The following is a 24,239-nucleotide window of genomic DNA, read 5'->3' on the forward strand; positions in this document are numbered from 1 at the left end:
TCTTTCTATTTGATGATCTCGTCGGCACTCGCGAGCAGCGACGGCGACAGGTCCAGTCCAATGGCCCGCGCGGTCTGCGAATTGATCACGAGCAGATAGCGCCATGCGGTCTGTACCGGCAGCTCGGCCGGCGTCTCGCCTTTCAGGATGCGATCGACGCAAAACGCGGCCGGACGATACTGGTCGAGGCCGTCGGCGCCGTAGGACGCAAGCCCGCCGCGCTCCGGATCGTCGCGGAAGGCGGAGACAACAGGCAGCCGGTGCGCAACCGCGGCTTCGACGATCAGGCCGCGATGCTGCGCCATGATCGCCGCCGGAAGCGCGATCGCGCCAAGGCTGGCGGGACGGCCGACATTGTCGAAGAATTGCTTGATATCTGCCTCATTGCGCATGGCCGTCGCCACGACCTGAACGCCGCTGGATGAAGCGGCCTTCTCGATGGCAGCGATGAAGCGCTGGCTCACCGGCACGGCTGGATCGTGCAGCACCGCGACGCGCGTGATGCCGGGCTTGATCTGCTTGAGCAGGTCCAGCCACTTCGCGGCCATCGACGGATCGAACATCATCACGCCGGTCGTGTTGCCGCCGGGCTGGTAGAGATCGGCGACCAGGCCGTAGCCGACGGGATCGATTGCCTCGGCAAAGACGATCGGAATCGTCTTGGTCGCGCGCTGCAGCGCCAGCGCCATGTCGGAATCGCTTGCCACGATGACGTCGGGATTGGCGGCGACGAGATCCGCCGCGTGACGATCGGCGAGCTTGCGATCGCCGCCGCTCCAGCGCGTGTCGATCAGGAGATTGTCACCCTCGTTCCAACCCGCCATCGTCAGCGCAAGGCGGAACGCGACCAGGCGGAGCTGGCCGAACATGCTGCGCTCGGGCAGATGCAGGAGCATGCCGAGGCGCCGCACGCGGCCGGGCGTTTCGGCCATCGCCGGCGAGGACAACAGCGCCAGCGAGGGCAACAGCACAAGCGTGCTGCAGAGGCCGGCGATGACATCGCGTCGCTTCAACGGCGGCGGCTCCTTACATATCCAGCAAAGTTATAGCAGGCCGGCCACATCGTGTAACAATTTGAGCGTGAACACCGGCGATCTGGCACGGCGGCGGATGTTGTGGCATAGGAGGCCGGGCGCCGGTCCGGCGCTGCGCTTTGCTCGCATCACATCCCTCAGCCGGAGACTTTCCATGCATCGCTTCGTCCTCCTTGCCGGTGCCGCCATCGCCACGCTGGCGGCCGCCGTCGCCCATGCGCAGCAGCCGGCGCGCGTGCAGGTCGGCATCCTGGAATGCCGCGGCGGCGCCAGCATCGGCTTCATCGTCGGCTCCGTGACCAATCTCGGCTGCGTGCTGCGCGTCGACGGCATGCCGGAGGACCGCTACATCGCCACCATCCGCAAGGTCGGTGTCGATCTCGGCATCACCCAGGAATCCGCGCTGGCCTGGGGTGTCTACGCGCCGGTGGCGCGGCTCGGGCCGGGCAATCTCGCCGGCAATTATGTCGGCGCGCAGGGCAGCGCCACGCTCGGCGTCGGCGTCGGCGGCAACGTGCTGGTCGGCGGCTCCGACAACACGATCGCGCTGCAGCCGCTCAGCGTGCAGGGCCAGGTCGGCGTCAACATCGCCGCCGGCCTCGAAAGCCTGGAGCTGCGCCCCGGGCGTTAACGTTTTTCAAATCGGCGTGCGCTGCCACCTTCACCTCTTCGCGGAACCGGAGAGGTGAAGGTCACGATGCCTCACATCGCACCGCAGCGACGTTTTCCATCTTGCCAAATCCTCCGGACGAGCGGAGCATCAGAAGTCGCCGACCCAATCACGGGCCGAGCTCCAAAGCGAGGAGGCGGCAATGGGACAAGACGTCAGAAGTCCCCGAGGTCCACGGTGCATCGCGCTGGTGGGCCCTTTCCAAAGCGGTAAGACCACACTTCTGGAAGCGATCCTGGCGCGGACGGGCGCCATCAAGAGTGCCGGCAGTGTCGATGCCGGAACTTCCGTCGGCGATGCCAGCCCCGAGGCACGCCACCACAAGATGGGCGTCGGGCTGACGGCCGCGACCACCACCTTCATGGGGGATAGCTACACTTTCATCGATTGTCCCGGTTCGGTCGAGTTCGCGCACGACATGCGCGCCGCGCTACCTGCGGTGGACGCCGCGGTCGTGGTCTGCGAGGCCGACGAGAAGAAGCTGCCGCAGCTGCAGATCATCCTGCGCGAGCTCGAGGATCTCGGCATTCCGCGTTTCCTGTTCCTGAACAAGATCGATCGCGCCAACAAGCGCATCCGCGAGACGCTGGCGACGTTGCAGCCGGCGTCGCGCGTGCCGCTGGTGCTGCGCCAGATCCCGATCTGGAACGGCGAGCTGATCGAAGGCTTCGTCGATCTCGCGCTGGAGCGCGCCTTCGTCTATCGCGAGCACAAGCCGTCGGAGGTGATCGACCTCGAAGGCGGCAATCTCGACCGCGAGAAGGAAGCACGCTTCTCGATGCTGGAGAAGCTCGCCGACCATGACGACGCGCTGATGGAGCAACTGCTGGAAGACATCCAGCCGCCGCGCGATGCCGTGTTCGACGATCTCGCGCGTGAGCTGCGCGAAGGCCTGATCTGCCCGGTGCTGCTCGGTGCAGCGACCAGAGAGAACGGCGTGTTGCGGCTGATGAAGGCGCTGCGCCACGAGGCGCCCGGCGTGGCCGAGACCGCCAAACGTCTCGGCGTGCCCGAGAGCAAGGACGCGCTCGCCTACGTCTTCAAGACGATGCATCTGCAGCATGGCGGCAAGCTGTCGCTGGCGCGCCTGCTCGCCGGTCGTCTCGACGACGGCGCCACGTTGCAGTCGGCAGGCGGTGAGAGCGGACGCGTGTCCGGCATCCTCGCCGTCAGCGGTACGCATGACAGCAAGCGGCCGTCGGCGGAGGCCGGCGACAGCGTTGCGCTCGGCAAGCTCGACGCGATCAAGACCGGCGATACCGTCGGCAGCGGCAAGGCCGCGCCGGCCTCGCTCTTGAAGGTCGAGCCGGCACCGGGCGTGCTGTCGATCTCGGTCGCGGCCACCGACCGCAAGGACGACGTCAAGCTCGGCCAGGCGCTGCTGCGGCTGAACGAGGAGGATCCGTCGCTGACGATGGTGCAGAATCCCCAGACCCACGACACCGTGCTGTGGGGGCAGGGCGAGATGCATCTGCGCGTGGCGCAGGAGCGGCTCAAGGACCGCTACGGCGTCAACGTCAAATCGCATGCGCCGGCGATCGGCTATCAGGAGAGCATCCGCAAGTCGATCACCCAGCGCGGCCGGCACAAGAAGCAGTCCGGCGGCCACGGCCAGTTCGGCGACGTCGTGCTGGAGATCAAGCCGGTGCCGCGCGGCACGGGCTTCGAATTCCACGAGAAGGTGGTCGGCGGCGCCGTGCCCCGCAACTATATCGGCGCGGTCGAGGAAGGCGTGGTCGATGGCCTGCTGCGCGGGCCGCTTGGCTTCCCAGTGATCGACGTCCACGTCACGCTGACCGACGGCTCCTACCACAGCGTCGACTCCTCCGATCTCGCCTTCCGCACGGCGGCGCGGATCGGGATGAGCGAGGCGCTGCCGCAGTGCCAGCCAGTGCTGCTGGAGCCGATCCATCAGGTCGAGATCGTCTGTCCGACGGAGGCGACCGCCAAGATCAACGCGATCCTGTCGGCGCGGCGCGGCCAGATCCTCGGCTTCGACACCCGCGAGGGCTGGAGCGGATGGGACTGCGTCCGTGCCACCATGCCGGAAGCGGAGATCGGCGACCTGATCGTGGAATTGCGCTCGGCCACCGCCGGCGCCGGCAGCTTCACCCGCCAGTTCGACCGCATGGCCGAAGTGACGGGCCGCGCCGCCGACCAGATCATCGCCGCCCATCGCGACGCGGCGTGAAGAAGGCACGCCCTTTCACCTCTCCCCGCACTTCAGCGGGGAGAGGTCGAAATTCGCGGCGGCGAATTTCGGGTGAGGGGTCGTGCACGATCGTACCATACGGATAGTCTGACCGACGCCTCCAGCGACCGGCTGGCGAATTTCGAATTCGCGGCCGCAGCGCGCCATGCCCCTCACCCGCCGCCTGCGCCAACGCTCCGGCGTCGACCTCTCCCCGCAAAAGCGCGGGGAGAGGTGAAGAAGCGGAAGGATTGACTCCAGCGGCCGCTTGGCCGATGTCACGGCCATGACTTCGCCGCACAAAACCCGCGCCGCCTGCCTGATCGGATGGCCGGCCGCGCATTCCCGCTCGCCGATCATCCATCGCTACTGGCTGCGCACGCTCGGCATCGAGGGCGGCTATGTGATCGAGGCGGTGCCGCCCGACGAGTTCAAGGATTTCATCTTCCGCCTGTCGCTGCGTGGCTTCGTCGGGGCCAACGTCACTATCCCGCACAAGGAGCAGGCGCTGGCACTGTCGCAGCCGGACGCGCGCGCCCGCGCGGTCGGCGCCGCCAACACGCTGTGGTTCGAGGACGGTGAGTTGCGCTCCACCAATACCGATGTCGAGGGCTTCATCAACAATCTCGATGCCTGCGCGCCTGGCTGGGACCAGGCATCGGACGCACTGGTGCTCGGCGCCGGCGGCTCGGCGCGCGCGGTGGTGTTCGGCCTGCGCGAGCGCGGCATCGCGCGCATCCATCTCGTCAACCGCACCATCGATCGCGCGCGGGCGCTCGCGGGCGAATTCGGCGCGAGCGTGTTGCCCGCGACCTGGGATGCGGTGCCTGCGCTGCTGCCGCGCGCGGGACTGCTCGTCAACACCACCTCGCTCGGCATGCACGGCCAGCTGCCGCTCGAGGTCGATGTCGGCGCGCTGCCGCAAGGTGCCGTGGTGACCGATCTCGTCTACGTGCCGCTGGTGACGCCGCTGCTCGCGGCTGCGCAGGCGCGCGGCTTAAAGACCGCGGATGGGCTCGGCATGCTCCTGCACCAGGCGGTGCGCGGCTTCCAGTTGTGGTTCGGCGAACGGCCGCATGTCACGGCGGAATTGCGCGCGCTCGTCGAGGCTGATCTCACAAAGACTTGAGGCGGGGAATAGCGTCACAAGGCCGGGGTCCAGTGTTACGTCAGCCTATCCCCCGGAGACATTCCTCATGCCTGCCTTCCGCATTCAACTCGTTCGCCCGTTCATCGCGCTCGTCATGGTGACGGCGTCCACGCTCTACGCGCTGGCGCAGCAGCCGCCGACGCCGTCGCGGGTGCGCGGCACGATCGAGAGTGTCGAGGGCGATACGCTGGCGGTGAAGTCGCGCAGCGGCGAGGACGTCAAGCTGCACATGACCGGCGACATCCTCATCGTCGGCATCACCAAGATCGGTCTCTCGGACATCAAGGTCGGCTCGTTCATCGGCACCACCACGGTGCCCGGCCCCGACGGCATGCCGACCGCGGTCGAGGTGCATGTGTTTCCGGAAGCGATGCGCGGCACCGGCGAGGGCTCACGGCCCTATGATCTCAAGCCGAACAGCAGCATGACCAATGCGACGGTGGCCGAAAGTGTCGTCGGTAATGATGGCCACACGCTCCTCGTCAAGTACAAGGATGGCGAGAAGAAGCTGCTGGTCGGGCCGGAGACGCCCGTCGTGACCTACGTGCCCGCCGACAAGTCCGATCTGAAGGCCGGCGCCAAGATCATCGCCTTCATGAAGAAATTGCCCGACGGCTCGTTCGAGACCAACCGCGTCAGCGTCGGCCGCGACGGGCTGACCCCGCCGATGTGATTGAGTTTCACCTTCTCCCACAGGGGGAGAAGGGAAGAAACGCAGGAATACCCTCACAGGCGCGGTGTTGGTCCCTGCGCCAGCCAACCCTCCGGAGTCACCCCATGTCGAAATCGCCTTTGCTCGCGGCGCTGCTCGCAATTGCCTTTGCCTCGATCGCATCCGCGCAGCAGCCGCCGACGCCGACGGTGCGGATCCGCGGCGCCATCGAGGCGGTCGACGGCTCCCTGCTGTCGATCAAGTCGCGCGACGGCGCCGACATGAAGGTGCGCATGACCGACAACGTCGCGGTGTTCGCCGTGGTGAAGACCGACCTGTCGGAGATCAAGCAGGGCTCCTATATCGGCGTCACCGCGATGCCCGAGCCCGACGGCACCCAGAAGGCGGTTGCGGTCCACATCTTCCCGGAGAACCAGCGTGGCGCCGCCGAGGGCTTTCGTCCCTGGGATCTCCGCGCCAACTCCACCATGACGAATGCGACCGTTGCCGAGACCGTGAAGGGCACCGACGGACAGAACATCCTGGTCAAGTACAAGGACGGTGAGAAGAAGGTCGTGGTACCGCCGGACACGCCGGTCGTCACCTTCGTCGCCAGCGACAAGTCCGAGATCAAGCCCGGCGCCAAGCTGATCATCTTCGGCGCGGCGAAGAAGGAAGACGGTACGCTGGAAGCCAACCGCGTCAACATCGGCCGCGACGGGATCACGCCGCCAATGTGACTTTGCGCGAAAGATGCGTAGCCCGGATGAAGCGCAGCGAAATCCGGGAACCTTTCCGCCGAGAGATTTTCCCGGATTGCGCTGCGCTCCATCCGGGCTACGGCGGCGTTAGACAGCCAGCACCTTGTCATCGATCTCCGCGATCGTGTTGACGCCGCAGAGCCCCATCGTCGTCGTCAGCTCCTTCGCCAGAATGTCGATCGCCTTCGCGACGCCGGCCTCGCCGCTGGCGCCGAGCCCATAAGTATAGGCGCGGCCGATCATGCAGGACTTCGCGCCGAGCGCGAGCGCGCGCATCACGTCCATGCCGGTGCGGATGCCGCCGTCGAACATGATCTCGAGCTGCGAGCCGACCGCGTCGACGATCTCCGGCAGCACTTCGATCGAAGACGGCGCGCCGTCGAGCTGGCGGCCGCCATGGTTGGAGACCACGATCGCCTGCGCGCCGGTCTTGGCGGCGAGCTCGGCGTCCTCGACGTCGAGGATGCCCTTGAGGATCAGCTTGCCCGGCCAGATCGAGCGGATCCAGTCGATGTCCTTCCAGTTCAGCGAGGTGTCGAACTGCGAGTTGATCCAGGTCGACAGCGAGGTGATGTCGTCGCTGACCTTCAGATGGCCTGCGAGATTGCCGAAGGTGCGGCGCTTGCCCTGCAGCACGCCGGCGACCCAGGCCGGCTTGGTCGCGAAATCGATCAGCTTGGAGAGCGACCATTCCGGCGGCACCGTCATGCCGTTCTTGATGTCCTGGTGGCGCTGGCCGATCACCTGCAAATCGACGGTCAGCACCAGCGCCGAGCACTTTGCGGCGATGGCGCGCTCGATCAGCGCCTTGATGAAGCCGCGGTCCTTCATGACGTAGAGCTGGAACCAGAACGGCTTGTCGACCGCGGCTGCGATGTCCTCGATCGAGCAGATCGACATCGTGCTCTGGGTGAAGGGAATACCAGCGGCCTGGGCGGCGCGGCAGGCATGGATCTCGCCGTCGCCATGCTGCATGCCGAGCAGCCCGACCGGTGCCAGCACCAGCGGCATCTTCGCGGGCTCGCCGAGAATCGTGGTCGACAGATCGCGCTTGGAGACATCGACCAAAATGCGCTGGCGGAACTTGATCTGCTGCAGATCCTCCGAATTGGCGCGCAGCGTGTCCTCGGTATAGGAGCCGCGGTCCGCATAATCGAAGAACGCCTTCGGCACCCGGCGCTTGTGCAGGAGGCGCAGATCTTCGATGCAGGTGATGTGCTTCATGGACGTTCCCGGCCCTTCTTGTGTCGCAAGTTCTTGTTTCGCACGTCTTGTAACGCTGGATTCTGGTCGTCATCTAGCATGGTTGGGGGGCCTGCCAAATCGCTGGGCATAGGATGCCCAAGGAGGTCCCGATGACCGCAAAGCCGAAGCCGCGAGAGGATGCCGAAAAGCGTCAGCTGGACGAGGCACTGGAGGAGGGCCTGGAGGAGACGTTCCCGGGTTCCGATCCCGTCAATGTGACCCAGCCGCCGCCGAGCAAGGCCGACCATCACGTCAAGCGGAGCGGCTGAGGGGCAGACCGTCGCACCGGCGCGCTGTGGCGCTCTAAAAATAAATCGTTATACTCCAGCAAGTTAGCTTCGCCCTTGGCGGATGAATCCGGTAATGATTCATCATATTTTTTGAATCCACCTTGGCGGGGGAGGGTCTATAAGGCCCTGCACGCTAGATTGGTGGGCATTCGGGGCAGTCTCGCCGCTCGGTTCGAGACGCCCCTTTGGGGGTTATAGGCATATGAGCCGCAAATATTTCGGGACCGACGGGATTCGGGGCCGCGCCAATGGTTTGATCACGCCGGAGCTCGCGCTCAAGGTCGGGCAGGCGGCGGGCCTCGTGTTTCAGCGCGGCGATCATCGCCACCGCGTCGTGATCGGCAAGGACACGCGGCTGTCCGGCTACATGATCGAATACGCCATGGTCGCCGGCTTCACCTCGGTCGGCATGGACGTGCTGCTGCTCGGCCCGATGCCGACGCCGGCGGTCGCGATGCTGACCAAGTCGATGCGCGCCGATCTCGGCGTCATGATCTCGGCCTCGCATAATCTGTTCGAGGACAACGGCATCAAGCTGTTCGGCCCGCAGGGTTTCAAACTTTCCGACGACGTCGAGAAGCAGATCGAGCAATTGCTCGACGAGCCGATCGACCGCCGCCTCGCGCAGAGCGCGAGTCTCGGCCGCGCCCGCCGCATCGACGGCGTTCACGACCGCTACATCGAGTTTGCAAAACGCACGCTGCCGCGCGACCTCTCGCTCGACGGCTTGCGCGTCGTGATCGATTGCGCCAACGGTGCGGCCTACAAGGTGGTGCCGGAAGCGCTGTGGGAGCTCGGTGCCGACGTGGTGCCGATCGGCGTCGAGCCCGACGGCTTCAACATCAACAAGGAATGCGGCTCGACCTCGCCGGAGGCGCTGGCCAAGAAGGTGCGCGAGATGCGCGCCGATATCGGCATCGCGCTCGATGGCGACGCCGATCGCGTCATCCTGGTCGACGAGCGCGGTCATATCGTCGACGGCGACCAGCTGCTCGCCGTCATCGCGCAGAGCTGGAAGGAAGAGGGCCGGCTTGCCAAGCCCGGCATCGTCACCACCGTGATGTCCAATCTCGGGCTGGAGCGTTTCCTCGAAGGCCACGGCCTGAGCATGGTGCGCACGCCGGTCGGCGACCGCTACGTGCTCGAGCAGATGCTGAACGGCGGCTACAATCTCGGCGGCGAGCCGTCGGGCCACATCATCCTGTCCGACTATGCCACCACCGGCGACGGCTTCGTTGCCGCGCTGCAGGTGCTCGCCGTGGTGCAGAAGCTGCGCCGCCCGGTCTCGGAAGTCTGCCGGCGTTTTGAACCACTCCCTCAAATCCTGAAGAACGTGCGCTACAAGAGCGGCAAGCCGCTCGATGCCGCCGAGGTGAAGTCCGCCATCACCGACGGCGAGAAGCGCCTCAACGGCCACGGCCGCCTGTTGATCCGCCCCTCCGGCACCGAGCCGGTGATCCGCGTGATGGCCGAAGGCGACGACCGCATCCTGGTCGAGGACGTCGTCGACACCATCGTCCACGCGCTCGGACAAGCGGCGGCGTAGCTACAAGAATTTCCGCGAGCTCCTTCTCAACCTCTCCCGCTTGCGGGGGAGGTCGTTGCGCGCAGCGCAGCGGGTGGGGGCTCTTTCCACAATACGACTCGTGGTAGGAGCCCCACCCCAGCCCTCCCCCGCAAGCGGGAGAGGGGGCGGAGTCCCGCATCGGCGCGATCAGCGCATCGCTGCCATCGGCTATTGGAACTGGTCGGATCGGGCCGCACGTCGTACCTCTCGAAGGTATTTTGCTAAGCCTGCCGGGAAGTCTCCATTGAACAAGCCTGTCGTGAGCGAAGAAGCACTGGGCGAGCCGGTGCTGGTCTCTGATCTGCCCCCGAGCGTCGCGGCCAAGGCGGCCGCCGCCGGGCCGGCGTATGTTGTGCTGGCCGGCATCAGTGTCTCGCACTTCCTCAACGACACCATGCAGTCGCTGATCGCCTCGGTCTATCCGATCCTGAAGGACAATTACGCGCTCGACTTCGCGCAGATCGGCCTGATCACGCTGGCGTTCCAGTTCACGGCGTCGCTGCTGCAGCCGGTGGTCGGCCACTACACCGACAAGAAGGCGCAGCCGTTCTCGCTCGCGATCGGCATGGCCTCGACCTTCTTTGGCCTGCTGCTGCTCAGCGTGGCGCACCAGTATCTCGTCATCCTCGTTGCGGCGGCGCTGGTCGGCCTCGGATCTGCGGTGTTCCATCCGGAGTCCGCGCGCATCGCGCGGCTGGCGTCAGGCGGACGCTATGGTTTTGCGCAGTCGGTGTTCCAGCTCGGCGGCAGTTCCGGCACCTCGATGGGACCGGTGCTGGCGGCGCTGATCGTGGTGCCGTTCGGGCAGGGCAGCATCGCCTGGTTCTCGTCGATCGCGTTCCTGGCCATCGTCATCCTCTGGCGCATCGGCGTCTGGTACAAGCCGCAGATCACGCAGAAGAAGGCGGCGGCAGTCCGCGCGCATCCGGATGCGCCGAGCTCGCGGCGTGTTGCGGTCGCGCTCGTCGTGCTGGTGGCGCTGTTGTTCTCCAAGCAGCTCTACGTCTCCAGCCTGTCGAGCTACTACATCTTCTATCTGATCGATCGCTTCGGCGTGTCGACGCAGGCGGCGCAGATCTATCTCTTCATCTTCCTGGCGGCGAATGCGGTCGGTGCGTTTCTCGGCGGGCCGCTTGGTGATCGCTTCGGCCGCAAGATCGTGATCTGGATCTCGATCCTCGGCGCGCTGCCGTTCACGCTGGCGCTGCCCTATGCCGGGCTCTACGCCAGCGCCGTGCTCACCGTGTTCATCGGCCTGATCATCTCCTCGACCACGTCGTCGATCATCGTGTTCGCGCAGGAACTGGTGCCGCATCGCTTCGGCATGATCTCCGGCGTGTTCTTCGGCGTCGCATTCGGCATCGGCGGTCTCGGCGCAGCCGTGCTCGGCAAGGTCGCCGATCACACCTCGATCGAGTTCGTCTATCAGGTCTGCGCCTATCTGCCGGCGATCGGCCTGCTCGCGGTGTTCCTGCCGAAGATGCCGAAGCACACGCATTAAGCCAGCGCGTCGAGCCCACGCACCAGAGTCGTGCATTAATCCTTTGCTAATAGACGCGGCTTGCTGCGCCGCATCAGTGGGCCGTTTGTAAACACACCGTTAGCAACTGTGGCGTGTTCGCCTTGTTGTTGTGCCGAAAATGCATCACTCGCGCGCCTGCGGCGATGTGCGCGCGCATTCTAGTGAGAGAAAATCAACCTTAAAAATTAGGGTTAAGTGCCGCTTAAGCATTTGCTGGCATCGTCCGCTCGTGAGTTTCAGAGATGTGGGGCCTTCGTGTTCAGCCTCACCGGCCAAAAGGACGAAGCCAATGCGTAGCGTTAAGTCTCTCGTTGCCGCCGCCGCGGCATCCATGCTGTCCACGGCGGCGTTCGCCGCCGATATGCCCATCATGCCGCCGCCCCAGATGGCATACGCTCCCCCGCCGGTTCAGGATTTCGGCGGCTGGTATCTGCGCGGCGACATCGGCATGACCAACACGCAGGCCAAGCTGCACAGCAACCTGTACGACACGCTGCCGGCCAACACGGCCTTCAACCAGTACGGCACCGGCTTCGACGGCGGCATGCTGTACGGCGTCGGCGTCGGCTATCAGTTCAACAGCTGGTTCCGCGCTGACATCACCGGTGAGTATCGCTCGAAGGTTTCCTTCAACGGCACCGACTTCTTCACCTTCAATCCCGGCGGTTCGCTCGGCGACACCTATCACGGCGGCTACCAGAGCTGGGTCGGCCTCGTGAACGTCTACGCCGATCTCGGCACCTGGTGGTGCTTGACCCCGTTCATCGGTGCCGGTGTCGGTGCCGCGACGATCAAGACCTCGGCCTTCTCCGACGTCGCGACCTTCCCGGGCGGCGTGGGCTCGAGCTCCTACATCGCCGACGGCGCGACCAAGACCAACTTCGCCTGGGCGCTGCATGCCGGTGTGGCCTACAAGGTCAACCAGAACTTCACGGTCGAGCTGGCCTATCGCTACCTCGACATGGGCACCGCGGGTCACGGCCAGGGCCACTTCTTCGACGGCACCCCGACCGGCATCTCGACCTTCCAGTATCGCGACATGACCTCGCAGGACATCAAGCTCGGCGTGCGCTGGAACCTGGGTTGCTGCGACGTGCCGCCGGCACCGCCCCCGCTGATCCGCAAGGGTTAATGCGAAGCTTCATCGGTTAACGATTGCAAACGGCGCGGGATCATCCCGCGCCGTTTTGCTTTTGTGTTGTGCCTCGCAAGTTCTGCAACTTGAGCATGGCAAAAACGCTCCGTGACAACGATTGATTAAGGTTAACAGGCGATGATCACCGTCGAGTTCGAGAGTCCGATGGAGCGTTGCGATGCGTAGACTTCTGCTGGTGGCTGTCATGCTGGGTGCGACGACGGGTGCGCAGGCGGCCGATATGCCCGACCTGCCCATCCTGCGCGGCTCCTACACCGACGGGTTGTCGCGATCGAGCGTGAACTGGCAGGGCTTCTATGCCGGCGCCCAGGCCGGTTACGGCTCGTCGGATGAGAACTTCTCCAGCTCGAGCGCGAACAAGAACATGCTGAACGCGCTGCTTGATCACAATGTGATCCAGGAGATGGACGTCGCGAACTGGAACCTCGGCCTCGGCAAGATGTCGTCGCGCTCGGCAGCCTATGGCGGCTTCGTCGGCTACAACTGGCAATGGACCGACGTCGTGTTCGGTCTGGAAGCCAGCTACGTTCACGGCAATTTCGGCGGCAGCGCTGTGGCGAGCAAGGAGCTCGTCAGCGGCAGTGCGCTGTCCGACGGCTTCTTCCATGATGTGCGGGTCGACTCGGCGGCCGCGATCAAGATCCAGGACATGGCGACCTTCCGCGGCCGCGCCGCCTATGCCTGGGGTTGCTTCCTGCCTTATGCGTTCGGCGGCTTCGCAATCGGCAACGCCGACATCAGCCACTCCGTCACCGTGTACGACGCCACCAGTACGGTCATCACGGGGCCCTTCACATCGCTCGGGACATTGAACGCGACTGACGCGTATCACAATCACTTGGTCTACGGTTACACCGGCGGCCTCGGCGTCGACGTCAATCTGATGGGCGGCCTGTTCATGCGCGCCGAATGGGAATATGTGCGCTTCACCTCCAGCGTCGACACCAGCATCAACACGGTACGCGCCGGCCTTGGCTACAAGTTCTGATGCGCGGTCTGCGCGGCTTGACATGAATTCACGCGGCTGATCCGATGCCGCTCCCCTGGCAGGGAGCGCAATCGATGAAGATCTATGGCGACATCAATTCGGGCAATTGCCTGAAGGTGAAATGGGTGTGCGACAAACTGTCGTTGCCTTACACCTGGATCGCGATCGATACGCTGAAGGGCGAGACGCGGACATCGGCGTTTCTGGCGCGCAACAGCGCTGGGCAGGTGCCGACCATCGAGCTCGACGACGGCCGCACGCTGGCGCAATCCAATGCCATCATCCGTTATCTTGCGCGCGACAGCGACCTCATTCCCGCCGATGCCTTCGCCGCGGCCAAGATGGACGAGTGGCTGTTCTGGGAGCAGTACAGCCACGAGCCCTATATCGCGGTCTGCCGATTCCAGATGTTCTACCTGAAGAAGCCCGTCTCCGAGCTCGATCCGGAGAAGGTCAAGCGCGGACAAGCCGCCCTGACGCGGATGGAGCAGCAGCTTGCGGCCTCGCCATTCCTGGCCGGGACAGCGCTCACGCTTGCCGACATCTCGCTGCTGGCCTACACCCGCCTCGCGCATGAGGGCGGCTTCGATCTCGAAGGCTATCCTGCGCTACGCCGCTGGATCGCCGCGTCCGAGCGCGTGCTCGGCCTGCCGGCCGCGCGCTAGCTTCCGATCGGTATCACGATGACCGCTGCATCATCCATCACCATTCGCCCGGCGCGGCGCGAGGATCTCCCCATGATCGTCGGCATGCTGGCGGACGATCCGCTCGGGCGCACGCGTGAACGGATCGAGGATCCGTTGCCGGACAGCTACTACCGCGCTTTCGAGCGGGTGGAGCGCGACGAGAATCTGCAGCTTGTCGTCGCGGTGGATGCGGACGGCGCCGTCGTCGGCTGCCTGCAATTGGCGGTGCTGTCAGGCGTGAGCTCGCAAGGGGCGCCGCGCGGTCTGCTGGAGGATGTGCGGGTCGCAACGCATCTGCGCAGCCGCGGCATCGGAGAGGCGCTGGTGAACTGGGCCGTCGCGGAAGCGCGCGCGAAGGGCTGCCATCTGGTCGAGCTGCTGACGCATCATACGCGCGCCGATGCGCAGCGCTTTTACGAGCGGCTCGGCTTTGCGCGCAGCCATGTCGGCATGACGATTCGCTTCTGACTTGCAGGCACCAAGTTGTGCGCCGGACGCGCCGATGCCTGCGGTAGTTCTCGCTCTTCTATTCGGTTAAGGACCGATAAACTACACCGGCCTCCGTAAATTTACGGGCCGGAACGTCTCCTGTATGTCAGCGTCTCCCATCGGGCGCAGGGCAGCTTGGGGATTTGGAATGCCGGGTTATTCGATCGTGAGGATTGGCAACGAATACATTGTGCGGGCCGACGAAAAGAACCTCATGAAATTCTCGAGCCGCCGCAAGGCTGCCAAGCTGATCAGCGAAGCGGCCGAATTGCTGGATCAGCAGGCCGCGCTGGAATTGGCCGAAGCATTATCAAACAGCCGTGATGGGGACGGGGCCGAAGATCCCCCGCAAGTTTCTTGACGATTCCACCCCTTTCCACTATCTCCGGCGGCGGGAAACCTCTCCCCACCGAGAGGCAGCTATCTGGAAGGGTAGATTATGACTGCAGCGAAGCCCGCTTCGCGGCCTGATGTGCCGCATTTCTCCTCCGGCCCCTGCGCCAAGCGCCCCGGCTGGAACCCCCAAAATCTCAAGGACGCAGCCCTCGGGCGTTCGCATCGCGCGAAGGTCGGCAAGACCAAGCTCAAGCTCGCGATCGAACTGACGCGTGAAGTGCTTGAAGTGCCTGCCGATTACAAGATCGGCATTGTGCCTGCGTCGGACACCGGCGCGGTCGAGATGGCGCTGTGGTCGCTGCTCGGCGCACGGCCCGTCACCACCATCGCCTGGGAGTCCTTTGGCGAGGGCTGGGTCAGCGACATCGTCAAGGAATTGAAGCTCAAGGACGTCACCAAGCTGCACGCCGGCTATGGCGAGATTCCCGATCTTTCCAAGGTCGATCAGGCCTCCGACGTCGTCTTCACCTGGAACGGCACCACCTCGGGCGTGCGCGTGCCCGATGCCAACTGGATCAGCGCGACCCGCGAAGGCCTCACGATTTGCGACGCGACCTCGGCCGCCTTCGCGCAGCCGCTCGACTTCGCAAAGCTCGATGTCGTGACCTTCTCCTGGCAGAAGGCGCTCGGCGGTGAAGCTGCGCACGGCATGCTGATCCTGTCGCCGCGCGCCGTGGAGCGTTTGGAGACGTATAAGCCGGCCTGGCCGCTGCCAAAAATCTTCCGCCTCACCAAGGGCGGCAAGCTCAACGCGGGCATCTTCGAGGGCGAGACCATCAACACGCCGTCGATGCTGTGCGTCGAGGACTATCTCGATGCGCTGAACTGGGCCAAGTCGATCGGCGGCCTCAAGGCGCTGATCGCGCGCGCCGACGCCAACACCAAGGTGATCGCCGACTGGAAGGCGAAGACGCCGTGGATCGACTTCCTGGCCAGCGATGCCGCGATCCGCTCCAACACCTCGGTGTGCCTGAAGTTCACCGATCCCGCGATCACCTCGCTTTCCGCCGACGCGCAGGCCGACTTCTCCAAGAAGCTCGTGGCGCTGGTCGAGAAGGAAGGCGCCGGTTACGACTTCGCGTATTACCGCGACGCGCCGGCGGGTCTGCGGATCTGGTGCGGCGCCACTGTCGAGGCCAAGGACGTCGAGCTGCTGACCAGGTGGATCGACTGGGCCTTCGCCGAGACCAAGGCAGCGTTGCCCAAGGCGGCCTAGTGTTCTTTCACCTCGCCCCGCGCTTGCGGGGAGAGGTCGGATCGCTCCCGGCGATGCGAAGCATCGTCCGGTGCGATCCGGGTGAGGGGCCTCTTTCGGCTTGTTCCTCGCCCGTGGCTGCCCCTCACCCCAACCCTCTCCCCGTAAGAACGGGGAGAGGGGGAAGAAACAGCTCCGAGACTTCACCCATTCCGGCCTCGATGGCCGATCCTTCCCCGTGAGGAAGGCAGAGGAATCATCCCGATGTCCAAACCCAAAGTTCTCATTTCCGACGCGCTGTCTCCCGCCGCCGTGCAGATCTTCAAGGATCGCGGCGTCGAGGTCGACTTCCAGCCCAACCTCGGCAAGGACAAGGACAAGCTCGCCGAGATCATCGGCAATTATGATGGCCTGGCGATCCGCTCGGCCACCAAGGCGACCGCAAAGATCATCGACAAGGCCAAGAACCTCAAGGTGATCGGCCGCGCCGGCATCGGCGTCGACAATGTCGAGATTCCTGCCGCGACCGCCAAGGGCATCATCGTGATGAACACGCCGTTCGGCAATTCGATCACGACCGCCGAGCACGCCATCACCATGATGCTGGCGCTGGCCCGCGAGATCCCGCAGGCCGACGCCTCGACCCAGGCCGGCAAGTGGGAGAAGAACCGCTTCATGGGCGTCGAGATCACGGCGAAAACGCTCGGCGTGGTCGGCTGCGGCAATATCGGCTCGATCGTCTGCGACCGCGCGCTCGGCCTGCGCATGAAGGTGATCGCGTTCGATCCGTTCCTGTCGCCGGAGCGCGCCAAGGACATCGGCGTCGAGAAGGTTGAGCTCGACGAGCTGTTCAAGCGCGCCGATTTCATCACGCTGCATACGCCGCTGACCGAGAAGACGCGCAACATCATCGACGCGGCGGCGATCGCCAAGATGAAGAAGGGCGTCCGTATCGTGAACTGCGCCCGCGGCGGCCTGGTCGACGAGCAGGCGCTGGTCGACGCGCTCAATTCCAAGCATGTCGCGGGCGCCGCCTTCGACGTGTTCTCCGAGGAGCCCGCGACCTCGAACGTGCTGTTCGGCCATCCCAACGTGATCTGCACCCCGCATCTCGGCGCCTCCACCACGGAAGCGCAGGAGAACGTCGCGCTGCAGGTCGCCGAGCAGATGTCGGACTATCTGCTCACCGGCGCGATCTCGAACGCGGTGAACTTCCCCTCGATCACGGCGGAGGAAGCGCCGAAGCTGAGGCCGTTCATCGAGCTCGCCGAGAAGCTCGGCTCGTTCGCGGGCCAGCTCACCGAGAGCGGCATCGTCAAGACCGAGATCACCTATGAGGGCCATGTCGCCAAGATGAAGATCAAGGCGATCACCTCGGCGGTGCTGTCCGGCCTGCTGCGGCCGATGCTGGGCGAGGTCAACGTCGTCTCCGCGCCCGTCGTCGCCAAGGAGCGCGGCATGGTGGTGGACGAGGTGACGCGCGCGGCGCAGAGCGACTATGAGAGCCTGATCACCGTGACCGTCACCACCGAGCGGCAGGAGCGTTCGGTGTCGGGCACCGTCTATCACGACGGCAAGCCGCGCCTGGTCGACATCAAGGGCATCCGCGTCGACGCCGAGTTCGGCAAGTCGATGATCTATGTGACCAACGAGGACAAGCCGGGCTTCATCGGCGCGTTCGCGAGCCTGCTCGGCGATGCCAGGATCAACATCGCGACCTTCCATCTCGGCCGCGTCAAGCAGGGCGGCGACGCCATCGCGCTGGTCGAGATCGACGGCGCGGTGCCGGCGGAGCTGCTGGGCAAGGTGCAGGCGCTGCCGCAGGTCAAGCAGGCCAAGGCGCTCACTTTCTGAAGGCGCTGACGTTTCAAACGTTGTTTGAACGAAAATACCGGCCCATCGCACGCATATTCCGATGTGCGGAACAGAACGCCGTCTCCGGTCCCCGGAGGCGGCGTTTGTGTTTGTGCGGCTGCCGGTATTGCTGTTGCGGCCAGCAAAATGAGTGTACCAATGAGGCAAGAGGCGCCACCATCCGGCGATCTGACAGGGAGAAGAGGGAGAAAAACAATGCGTGAAGCCGTCATCGTTTCCTATGCGCGCACCGGCCTGGCGAAGTCCGGCCGCGGCGGGTTCAACATTACCCCGCCGATGTCGCTCGCCGCGCACGCCATCCATCATGCGGTCGATCGCGCCGGCGTTGCGAAGGACTATGTCGAGGATTGCTATCTCGGCAATTGCGCGCACGGCGCACCGAATATCGGCCGCCAGGCTGCGCTGCTTGCGGGCCTGCCGAAGTCGACCGCCGGCGTTTCGGTGAACCGCTTCTGCTCGTCGGGCCTGCAGACCATCGCGATGGCCGCCAACAGCATTCGTTCCGACGGTTCCGACTGCATCGTCGCCGGCGGCGTCGAGAGCATCTCGATTCCCGGCGGCGGCACGCCGAAGGAATCGATCGATCCGGATCTGCTCAAGACTGCGCCCGACATCTTCATGGCGATGATCGACACCGCCGACATCGTCGCCGAGCGCTACAAGCTCAGCCGCGAATACCAGGACGAGTATTCGCTGGAGTCGCAGCGCCGCATGGCGGCCGCCCAGCAGGCCAACAAGTTCAAGGACGAGATCGTCCCGATGAAGACCAGGATGAAGGTGGTCGACAAGGCGACCAAGGCCGAGTCGATCGTCGACTACGTCGTCGACCGCGACGAATGCAACCGTCCCGAGACGACGCTGGAAGGATTGGCAAAACTCGAGCCGGTGAAGGGCCCGGGCAAGTACGTCACCGCCGGCAATGCCAGCCAGCTCTCCGACGGCGCGGCCGCGGTGGTGTTGATGGAAGCCAAGGATGCCGAGAAGCGCGGTCTCAATCCGATGGGCCGCTTCGTCGCCTGGGCCTCCGCCGGCTGCGAGCCCGACGAGATGGGCATCGGCCCGATCTTCGCCGTGCCGAAGCTCCTGAAGCGTCACGGCCTGAAGATCGACGACATCGATCTCTGGGAGCTCAACGAGGCCTTTGCCAGCCAGTGCCTCTATTCGCGCGACAAGCTCGGCATCGATCCCGAGAAGTACAACGTCAACGGCGGCTCGATCGCGATCGGCCATCCCTTCGGCATGACCGGCGCGCGTCTCACCGGCCACCTGCTGCAGGAAGGCCATCGCCGCAAGGCCAAGTGGGGCGTCGTCACGATGTGCATCGGCGGCGGCCAGGGCGGCGCGGGCCTGTTCGAGATCTACTGAGCGAGCAGATCGGCTGATTGCGAGACCGACAGCACGGCGCCCCAGGGCGCCGTGTTTTTTTGTGCCGTGTCCTCTCAGTCGTCATTGCGAGAAGCGAAGCGACGAAGCAATCCATGCAGCCGCGTATGCGGAGCGGTGGATTGCTTCGCTTCGCTCGCAATGACGGTGGTGGGGCCGCCGCTCCGCCCCACGGCAGCCGCGACGCCGCCATTGACGCGCCCCACGGAAACCCCAATCGAACCGGTTCCTTCCTCGCCGCGTCCAAGCACGAGGAGTGGTGCGACCTTTGCCGGTCGTGCCCGAATGTCCCCGCGTGACGCGGCGTTTTTTCGGAGGAATCCCATGCGATTGATTGCGAATTGTCTTGTTACCACCAGCCTGGTCCTGGTCACTGCGCTTGCTTCCGCGCCGCTGTACGCGGCCGAACTCGACGCGGCGTCCAATGTCGATGCCGTCACCGTCTATCCCGATGGCGCCAGCGTCACGCGCGTGATCACGCTCGACCTGCCGTCCGGCGACAACACGCTGGTCGCAAAGGATTTCCCGCTGTCGCTCGATCCGTCCTCGCTGCGGGTGGAGGGCGAGGCGGGCACGAAAATCACGATCGGTGCGATCGACGCAAGGACGCCACGGCCCGTCGCGGAGGTCAACCAGCCCGAGATCGAGAAGCGGATCGAGGCGCTGAAGGACGAGCGTGCCGATCTGCAAGGCATCATCACCGCGGCCGAGGCACGCAAGAAGTTCGTGACGCGGTTTGCCGACAATCTCCCGGTCGGCCTCGGCGAGAAAGGCGAAGCGCGCCCGGTCGGCGAATGGCGCACGGCGTTCTCGACCGTCGCCGATGAACTCGCGACCGCCAACAGCACCATTCGCGACGCCGAGCGCAAGCAGCGCGGCATCGACCGCGAGATCGCGCGGCTCGACGCCGATCGCACCACCAAGCCGCCGAGCAAGCTCGAGGTCCGCATCGATGTCGCCTCGGCCGCCGCAACCAAGGCGACGTTGCGCGTCACCTATGCGGTGCGCAACGCGCGCTGGACGCCGCTCTATGACGCACGCCTCGATACCGGCGCCAGGGATCGCAAGCCCGCGATCGAGTTGGTGCGCCGCGCGGAGATCACGCAGGCGACCGGCGAGGACTGGTCGAACGTCACGCTCGGCGTCTCCACCGTCCGCGTCGCGCGTGGCGGAAGTGCGCCGGAGCTCAATTCGCTGGTCGTGCAATATCCGCAGGTGCCGCGGCCGATGGCGGCGGGAAGGGCGATGGATCTGGCTCGGACCGCATCGCCTTCCACGCTTCCGGAGCCGATGGCGCCGGCTTCCGAAGCCTTCGATAAAAAGGAGCGTGCCGACGAGCGGCAGGCGACCGCCGAGATCGGTGCGTTCCAGGCCACCTTCAAAATCCCCGGCCGCGTCAGCGTCGGCGCCAATGAGGGCGCCAAAAGCGTGCGCATCGCCTCCACCAACATCGTGCCCGACCTGATGATCCGCTCCGCGCCGGTGATCGACCCGGCCGCCTTCCTCGAAGCAAGCTTCGTCCAGACCGACGATACGACGTTGCTGCCGGGCAAGATGTCGATCTACCGCGACGGCATCTTCGTCGGTCGCGGCAAGATGACGGCCACCGCCAAGGACGACACGGTTCGGATCGGCTTCGGCGCCGACGACAAGGTCAGGATCGAGCGCAACGTGGTCAAGCGCAACGAGGGTTCAGCGGGGCTGATCGTGACGACCTCAAAGACCGACGAGCGCGCCTTCAAGACCATTGTGCGCAACGGCCACGACTTCCCGATCAAGGTCGCGATCACGGATCAGCTGCCGGTCAGTGAGACCGACGACATCGTGGTCGAGCTGCTGCCCTCGTCGACACCGGCGACCACCACCAACCTCCGCGACAAGCGCGGCGTGCTGGAATGGGCGTTCGAGGCCAAGGCCGGGGAAGTCCGAGACATCAACTTCGCCTGGCGCATGCGCTGGCCGAAGGACAAGGGCGTCGTCATGGTGCCGGCGGGGTAGAGAGTCAGCTCGCGCCATACGTTCAGTGTCATCCCCTGCTTTATGCGTGGGATCCCAGTATGCCGCGGCTTATCGGGTTGAGCTCAGGCGTCTCTGGAATACTGGGTCGCCCGGTCCATGTGCGCAATCGCGCACAGGCCGGGCGATGACACTTTGTTGTGTTACCGGCCGCATCGTCTGCGGCAGCAGAAACGGCACGCCGTCGGCGGTTCGGTCGATCGCCACATCCACCTCGAAGATGTGGCGGATAGTGTCCTCGGTCATCGCGGTGGCGCGGTCGCCGTCGATGGCGAGGCGTCCCCGATGCAGCAGCAGGATGCGGTCGGCGAAGCGCATGGCGAGGTTGAGGTCGTGCAGGATCGCGATCACGGCGGTGCCGGCTTGCGCACGGCGCCTGGCGGTCTCGACCAGGTCGATCTGGTGGCGCAGATCGAGGCTCGAGGTCGGCTCGTCCAGCAGCAGCAAGCCCGGGCCGTGCCGCGCCTCGCCGCAGGCAAGCTGCACCAGCACGCGGGCGAAATGCGCGCGTTGCTGCTCGCCGCCGGACAGCGTGGGAAGTTGCCGGGCGCTGAACTGCGCCAGCCCGACCTCGTGGAGCGCCGCCTCGATCAGTCTACGGGCCGTAGCGCGCGGGCTGTCGCCGGCGCCCATCGCGACGATCTCCTCCACCGTGAACGGGAACGTGACGTTGACATGCTGCGACAGCATCGCGCGATGTTGCGCCAGCTCGCGCGGCGGGTAGACATGGAGGTCGCGCTGCCTCAGCTTGATGGCGCCGCGTGAGGGGCGGAGGTCGCCGGAGAGCATGCGCAGCAATGTCGACTTGCCGGCGCCGTTGGGGCCGACGATTGCGATCATCTCGCCCGCCTGCACGCGCAAGCTCACGGCATCGACCAGCGTGGCGCCGCCGATGGTCATCGAGACCGATTGCGCCTCCAGAAGCGTCATAGCGAGACCAGCCCGCGCTGGCGCAGCAGCATGACCAGGAAGAACGGCGCGCCGACCGAGGCGGTCAGGATCCCGATCGGCATCTCCGCCGGCGCCACGATGGTCCGCGCCAGCGTGTCGGCGCCGACCAGCAGGATTGCGCCTGATAAGGCGGAGGCTGGCAGCAGCAGCCGGTGCGCCGGCCCGATCACCAGCCGCAACAGATGCGGCACCACGATGCCGACGAAACCGACCACGCCGCAAACGGAGACCGCGACACCGGTCATCGCCGAGACCAGCACGATCGAGATTGTCTTCAGCCGCTCGACGTCGACGCCGCTGTGAAACGCCTCGGCCTCGCCGAGCACGAGGACGTCGAGCCCGCGTGCGATCGACAGGCACGCGACCAGCGCAACCGCGAGCACGGGCGCCAGGGTCGTAACCTTCGGCCAGGTCGCACCGCTCAGCGAGCCCAGCATCCAGAAGGTGATGTCGCGCAGCTGGCGGTCATCCGCGGCGAAGACCAATAGTCCGATGCCGGCATTGGCGATCGCCGCGATCGCAAGCCCCGCCAGCAGGAAGACCGCAATCGAAGTGCGCCCGCCACGGCTTGCGATGCCGTAGAGCACCATGGTTGTGATCAGCGAGCCGGCAAAGGCCGCGACCGGCAGCAGCTGGCTCTGCATGAAGCGCAGGCTGTCGCCGAGATGGCTGTCGGTCAGCACGATCGCGGCCGCGGCGGCAAAGGCGCCGCCGGAGGAGACGCCGACCAAAGCGGGATCGGCGAGGGGATTGCGGAACAGGCCCTGCATGATCGCGCCGGAGACCGCGAGCAGCGCGCCGATCATCGCGGCAGCGGCAATGCGGGGAATCCGGATCGACCACAGCACCAGCTGGTCGCGTGCCAGCAGCGGGTTCGCCGCGCCGTCGCTCCACAGGCCGAGCGCGGCCGGCAGCCGCGACAGCGGAATCCCGGCGGCGCCGACCGTGAGCGCGATCAGCGCGGCGCCGGCCAAGGCCGCGAGCAGGCCGAGCAGGGTGATCGGTGCGCGCGGCCGGAATGAGAAGCCGATGCGGCTTTTCCCGCTGGCGGTGCCGTCGGCCAGCACGCTCATTGCCGGCAGTTCGCGGTCAGCACCGCCGACTTGAACGGCTCCGCCTGCGGCACCAGCGCCGGATAGAGCTTCAGCGCGAGATCGCGCGCGGCGGCGGCGGTGCGTGGGCCGAAGCCGAGCAGATAGAGACCCTCCATCGAGATGAAGGCCTTGTTGGCGACAACCGGCGTCAGCGCGAAGGCGGGATGGCTCATCACGGTTTCAGACGTCAGCGAATCCTTGCCGCGATCGATCGAGAGCACGACGTCAGGCTTTGCTGCGACGATCGCCTCGTCATTGATCGGCTTGTAGCCATCATAGCCGTCGATCGCATTGACTGCGCCGGCGAGCTGGATGATCTCGTTCGCCGCGGTCTTGTTGCCCGCCACCATGGCGCGACCGCTGAGCAGCGACATCACGAACATCACGCGCACCGGCTTCTGTACCTTGGCGCGGAGCGCGCGCAGCTGCGCGAGATCGGCTTCAACGGCGCTCGCAAGGCAGGCCGCGCGCGGATCGGCGCCCATGGCGTGGCCGACCAGCTTGATCTTCTCGATCAGGCCGGCTTCCGAATAGGTATCGGGCACCAGCACCAGCGGCACCTTGGCGGTGTCGAGCACATCCATCGTCTCCTTCGGCCCCGAGCCCTGCACCGCCAGCACCAGCGAGGGATTGAGGCCGAGCACGCCCTCCGCCGAGAGCTGCCGCATGTAGCCGACATCGGGCTTGTCGCGCCGCGCCGCAGGCGGATACAGGCTGGTGGCGTCGACGCCGGCGATGCGGTCCTCGAAACCGAACGCGTAGAGGATCTCGGTGATGGCGCCGCCGATCGAGACGATGCGCGAGGGATTGTCGATCACGACGTCGCGGCCGCGCGCATCATGCACTGTGATGCCTTCGGCACGCGCTGCGCCTGATGGCAACAGGCCGATGACGGCGAGCAGAGCGAGCGTGCGACAAATTGTCATCG

General features: G+C 65.4%; 22 protein-coding genes. 17 read left to right on the top strand and 5 right to left on the bottom strand.

Annotated features, from left to right (window positions below):
- Positions 1-5: 5 nt before the first annotated feature.
- Positions 6-1,013, bottom strand: coding sequence for an ABC transporter substrate-binding protein (locus JQ604_RS18645; protein ID WP_212359307.1), 1,008 nt, complete (start codon positions 1,011-1,013; stop codon positions 6-8).
- A 175-nt stretch (positions 1,014-1,188) separates the two neighbouring features.
- Between JQ604_RS18645 and JQ604_RS18650 the strand changes: the two genes are divergently transcribed.
- From JQ604_RS18650 to JQ604_RS18670, 5 genes are all read left to right on the top strand, one after another.
- A complete protein-coding gene (locus JQ604_RS18650) occupies positions 1,189-1,665 on the top strand; it encodes a DUF992 domain-containing protein (RefSeq protein ID WP_212359309.1) in 477 nt (158 codons plus the stop codon).
- A 181-nt stretch (positions 1,666-1,846) separates the two neighbouring features.
- Positions 1,847-3,895, top strand: coding sequence for an elongation factor G (locus tag JQ604_RS18655; protein ID WP_212359311.1), 2,049 nt, complete (start codon positions 1,847-1,849; stop codon positions 3,893-3,895).
- Positions 3,896-4,181: 286 nt separating this feature from the next.
- Positions 4,182-5,024, top strand: a complete 843-nt coding sequence (locus JQ604_RS18660; protein ID WP_212359313.1) for a shikimate dehydrogenase — start codon at positions 4,182-4,184, stop codon at positions 5,022-5,024.
- A 115-nt stretch (positions 5,025-5,139) separates the two neighbouring features.
- Positions 5,140-5,718: a hypothetical protein gene (locus tag JQ604_RS18665; protein ID WP_212359970.1), complete on the top strand. Its 579-nt coding sequence runs from the start codon at positions 5,140-5,142 to the stop codon at positions 5,716-5,718.
- Between the two features lie 104 nt (positions 5,719-5,822).
- Complete coding sequence (locus tag JQ604_RS18670) at positions 5,823-6,437, top strand: hypothetical protein (RefSeq protein ID WP_212359315.1); 615 nt, start codon at positions 5,823-5,825, stop codon at positions 6,435-6,437.
- A 108-nt stretch (positions 6,438-6,545) separates the two neighbouring features.
- Here JQ604_RS18670 and JQ604_RS18675 read toward each other — a convergent pair whose 3' ends face one another.
- Positions 6,546-7,682: an alpha-hydroxy acid oxidase gene (locus tag JQ604_RS18675; RefSeq protein ID WP_212359317.1), complete on the bottom strand. Its 1,137-nt coding sequence runs from the start codon at positions 7,680-7,682 to the stop codon at positions 6,546-6,548.
- A gap of 131 nt (positions 7,683-7,813) precedes the next feature.
- Here JQ604_RS18675 and JQ604_RS18680 point away from each other — a divergent pair, with 131 nt between their 5' ends.
- From JQ604_RS18680 to JQ604_RS18735, 12 genes are all read left to right on the top strand, one after another.
- Positions 7,814-7,972, top strand: a complete 159-nt coding sequence (locus tag JQ604_RS18680; protein WP_212359319.1) for a hypothetical protein — start codon at positions 7,814-7,816, stop codon at positions 7,970-7,972.
- A 223-nt stretch (positions 7,973-8,195) separates the two neighbouring features.
- On the top strand, positions 8,196-9,539 hold the full coding sequence (gene glmM / locus JQ604_RS18685; RefSeq protein ID WP_212359321.1) for a phosphoglucosamine mutase: 1,344 nt from the start codon (positions 8,196-8,198) through the stop codon (positions 9,537-9,539).
- A 265-nt stretch (positions 9,540-9,804) separates the two neighbouring features.
- Positions 9,805-11,061: an MFS transporter gene (locus JQ604_RS18690; protein ID WP_249158355.1), complete on the top strand. Its 1,257-nt coding sequence runs from the start codon at positions 9,805-9,807 to the stop codon at positions 11,059-11,061.
- A gap of 310 nt (positions 11,062-11,371) precedes the next feature.
- On the top strand, positions 11,372-12,214 hold the full coding sequence (locus JQ604_RS18695) for an outer membrane protein (protein WP_212359323.1): 843 nt from the start codon (positions 11,372-11,374) through the stop codon (positions 12,212-12,214).
- Positions 12,215-12,395: 181 nt separating this feature from the next.
- Positions 12,396-13,226: an outer membrane protein gene (locus tag JQ604_RS18700; RefSeq protein WP_212359326.1), complete on the top strand. Its 831-nt coding sequence runs from the start codon at positions 12,396-12,398 to the stop codon at positions 13,224-13,226.
- Positions 13,227-13,300: 74 nt separating this feature from the next.
- A complete protein-coding gene (locus tag JQ604_RS18705) occupies positions 13,301-13,891 on the top strand; it encodes a glutathione S-transferase family protein (protein WP_212359328.1) in 591 nt (196 codons plus the stop codon).
- 72 nt (positions 13,892-13,963) lie between these two features.
- Positions 13,964-14,380, top strand: coding sequence for a GNAT family N-acetyltransferase (locus tag JQ604_RS18710; RefSeq protein ID WP_249158356.1), 417 nt, complete (start codon positions 13,964-13,966; stop codon positions 14,378-14,380).
- Positions 14,381-14,549: 169 nt separating this feature from the next.
- Positions 14,550-14,762, top strand: coding sequence for a hypothetical protein (locus JQ604_RS18715; protein ID WP_212359332.1), 213 nt, complete (start codon positions 14,550-14,552; stop codon positions 14,760-14,762).
- 78 nt (positions 14,763-14,840) lie between these two features.
- Positions 14,841-16,013: a phosphoserine transaminase gene (locus tag JQ604_RS18720; RefSeq protein ID WP_212359334.1), complete on the top strand. Its 1,173-nt coding sequence runs from the start codon at positions 14,841-14,843 to the stop codon at positions 16,011-16,013.
- A gap of 243 nt (positions 16,014-16,256) precedes the next feature.
- The gene (gene serA / locus JQ604_RS18725) at positions 16,257-17,846 is read left to right on the top strand and encodes a phosphoglycerate dehydrogenase (RefSeq protein ID WP_212359336.1); all 1,590 of its coding nucleotides are present in this window, start codon (positions 16,257-16,259) and stop codon (positions 17,844-17,846) included.
- A gap of 216 nt (positions 17,847-18,062) precedes the next feature.
- Complete coding sequence (locus JQ604_RS18730) at positions 18,063-19,232, top strand: thiolase family protein (RefSeq protein WP_212359338.1); 1,170 nt, start codon at positions 18,063-18,065, stop codon at positions 19,230-19,232.
- A gap of 342 nt (positions 19,233-19,574) precedes the next feature.
- Positions 19,575-21,248 carry a mucoidy inhibitor MuiA family protein gene (locus JQ604_RS18735; RefSeq protein ID WP_212359339.1) on the top strand — a complete coding sequence of 558 codons (1,674 nt, stop codon included), beginning with the start codon at positions 19,575-19,577 and terminating at the stop codon, positions 21,246-21,248.
- 69 nt (positions 21,249-21,317) lie between these two features.
- Here the strand turns inward: JQ604_RS18735 and JQ604_RS18740 are convergent, their stop codons facing one another.
- Genes JQ604_RS18740 through JQ604_RS18750 form a run of 3 tightly spaced genes read right to left on the bottom strand, consistent with a single transcriptional unit; the run spans position 21,318 to position 24,237 of the window.
- Positions 21,318-22,196: a heme ABC transporter ATP-binding protein gene (locus tag JQ604_RS18740; RefSeq protein WP_212359341.1), complete on the bottom strand. Its 879-nt coding sequence runs from the start codon at positions 22,194-22,196 to the stop codon at positions 21,318-21,320.
- Complete coding sequence (locus JQ604_RS18745) at positions 22,193-23,290, bottom strand: FecCD family ABC transporter permease (protein WP_212359344.1); 1,098 nt, start codon at positions 23,288-23,290, stop codon at positions 22,193-22,195. Before JQ604_RS18745 ends, JQ604_RS18740 begins: the two co-directional genes overlap by 4 nt.
- Positions 23,287-24,237, bottom strand: coding sequence for a heme/hemin ABC transporter substrate-binding protein (locus JQ604_RS18750; protein WP_212359347.1), 951 nt, complete (start codon positions 24,235-24,237; stop codon positions 23,287-23,289). The genes JQ604_RS18745 and JQ604_RS18750 overlap by 4 nt, the downstream gene beginning before the upstream one ends.
- Positions 24,238-24,239 lie beyond the last annotated feature (2 nt).

Origin of the sequence: Bradyrhizobium jicamae (assembly GCF_018130695.1) — a bacterium.
Lineage (GTDB): Bacteria > Pseudomonadota > Alphaproteobacteria > Rhizobiales > Xanthobacteraceae > Bradyrhizobium > Bradyrhizobium jicamae_B.

Coding starts and splice junctions, on each gene's coding strand:
- JQ604_RS18695 (WP_212359323.1), top strand. CDS start 11,372: ATGCGTAGCGTTAAGTCTCTCGTTGCCGCCGCCGCGGCATCCATGCTG.
- JQ604_RS18670 (WP_212359315.1), top strand. CDS start 5,823: ATGTCGAAATCGCCTTTGCTCGCGGCGCTGCTCGCAATTGCCTTTGCC.
- JQ604_RS18655 (WP_212359311.1), top strand. CDS start 1,847: ATGGGACAAGACGTCAGAAGTCCCCGAGGTCCACGGTGCATCGCGCTG.
- serA (WP_212359336.1), top strand. CDS start 16,257: ATGTCCAAACCCAAAGTTCTCATTTCCGACGCGCTGTCTCCCGCCGCC.
- JQ604_RS18745 (WP_212359344.1), bottom strand. CDS start 23,290: ATGAGCGTGCTGGCCGACGGCACCGCCAGCGGGAAAAGCCGCATCGGC.
- JQ604_RS18705 (WP_212359328.1), top strand. CDS start 13,301: ATGAAGATCTATGGCGACATCAATTCGGGCAATTGCCTGAAGGTGAAA.
- JQ604_RS18650 (WP_212359309.1), top strand. CDS start 1,189: ATGCATCGCTTCGTCCTCCTTGCCGGTGCCGCCATCGCCACGCTGGCG.
- JQ604_RS18660 (WP_212359313.1), top strand. CDS start 4,182: ATGACTTCGCCGCACAAAACCCGCGCCGCCTGCCTGATCGGATGGCCG.
- JQ604_RS18710 (WP_249158356.1), top strand. CDS start 13,964: ATGATCGTCGGCATGCTGGCGGACGATCCGCTCGGGCGCACGCGTGAA.
- JQ604_RS18740 (WP_212359341.1), bottom strand. CDS start 22,196: ATGACGCTTCTGGAGGCGCAATCGGTCTCGATGACCATCGGCGGCGCC.
- glmM (WP_212359321.1), top strand. CDS start 8,196: ATGAGCCGCAAATATTTCGGGACCGACGGGATTCGGGGCCGCGCCAAT.
- JQ604_RS18720 (WP_212359334.1), top strand. CDS start 14,841: ATGACTGCAGCGAAGCCCGCTTCGCGGCCTGATGTGCCGCATTTCTCC.
- JQ604_RS18665 (WP_212359970.1), top strand. CDS start 5,140: ATGGTGACGGCGTCCACGCTCTACGCGCTGGCGCAGCAGCCGCCGACG.
- JQ604_RS18675 (WP_212359317.1), bottom strand. CDS start 7,682: ATGAAGCACATCACCTGCATCGAAGATCTGCGCCTCCTGCACAAGCGC.
- JQ604_RS18750 (WP_212359347.1), bottom strand. CDS start 24,237: ATGACAATTTGTCGCACGCTCGCTCTGCTCGCCGTCATCGGCCTGTTG.
- JQ604_RS18700 (WP_212359326.1), top strand. CDS start 12,396: ATGCGTAGACTTCTGCTGGTGGCTGTCATGCTGGGTGCGACGACGGGT.
- JQ604_RS18730 (WP_212359338.1), top strand. CDS start 18,063: ATGCGTGAAGCCGTCATCGTTTCCTATGCGCGCACCGGCCTGGCGAAG.
- JQ604_RS18680 (WP_212359319.1), top strand. CDS start 7,814: ATGACCGCAAAGCCGAAGCCGCGAGAGGATGCCGAAAAGCGTCAGCTG.
- JQ604_RS18715 (WP_212359332.1), top strand. CDS start 14,550: ATGCCGGGTTATTCGATCGTGAGGATTGGCAACGAATACATTGTGCGG.
- JQ604_RS18735 (WP_212359339.1), top strand. CDS start 19,575: ATGCGATTGATTGCGAATTGTCTTGTTACCACCAGCCTGGTCCTGGTC.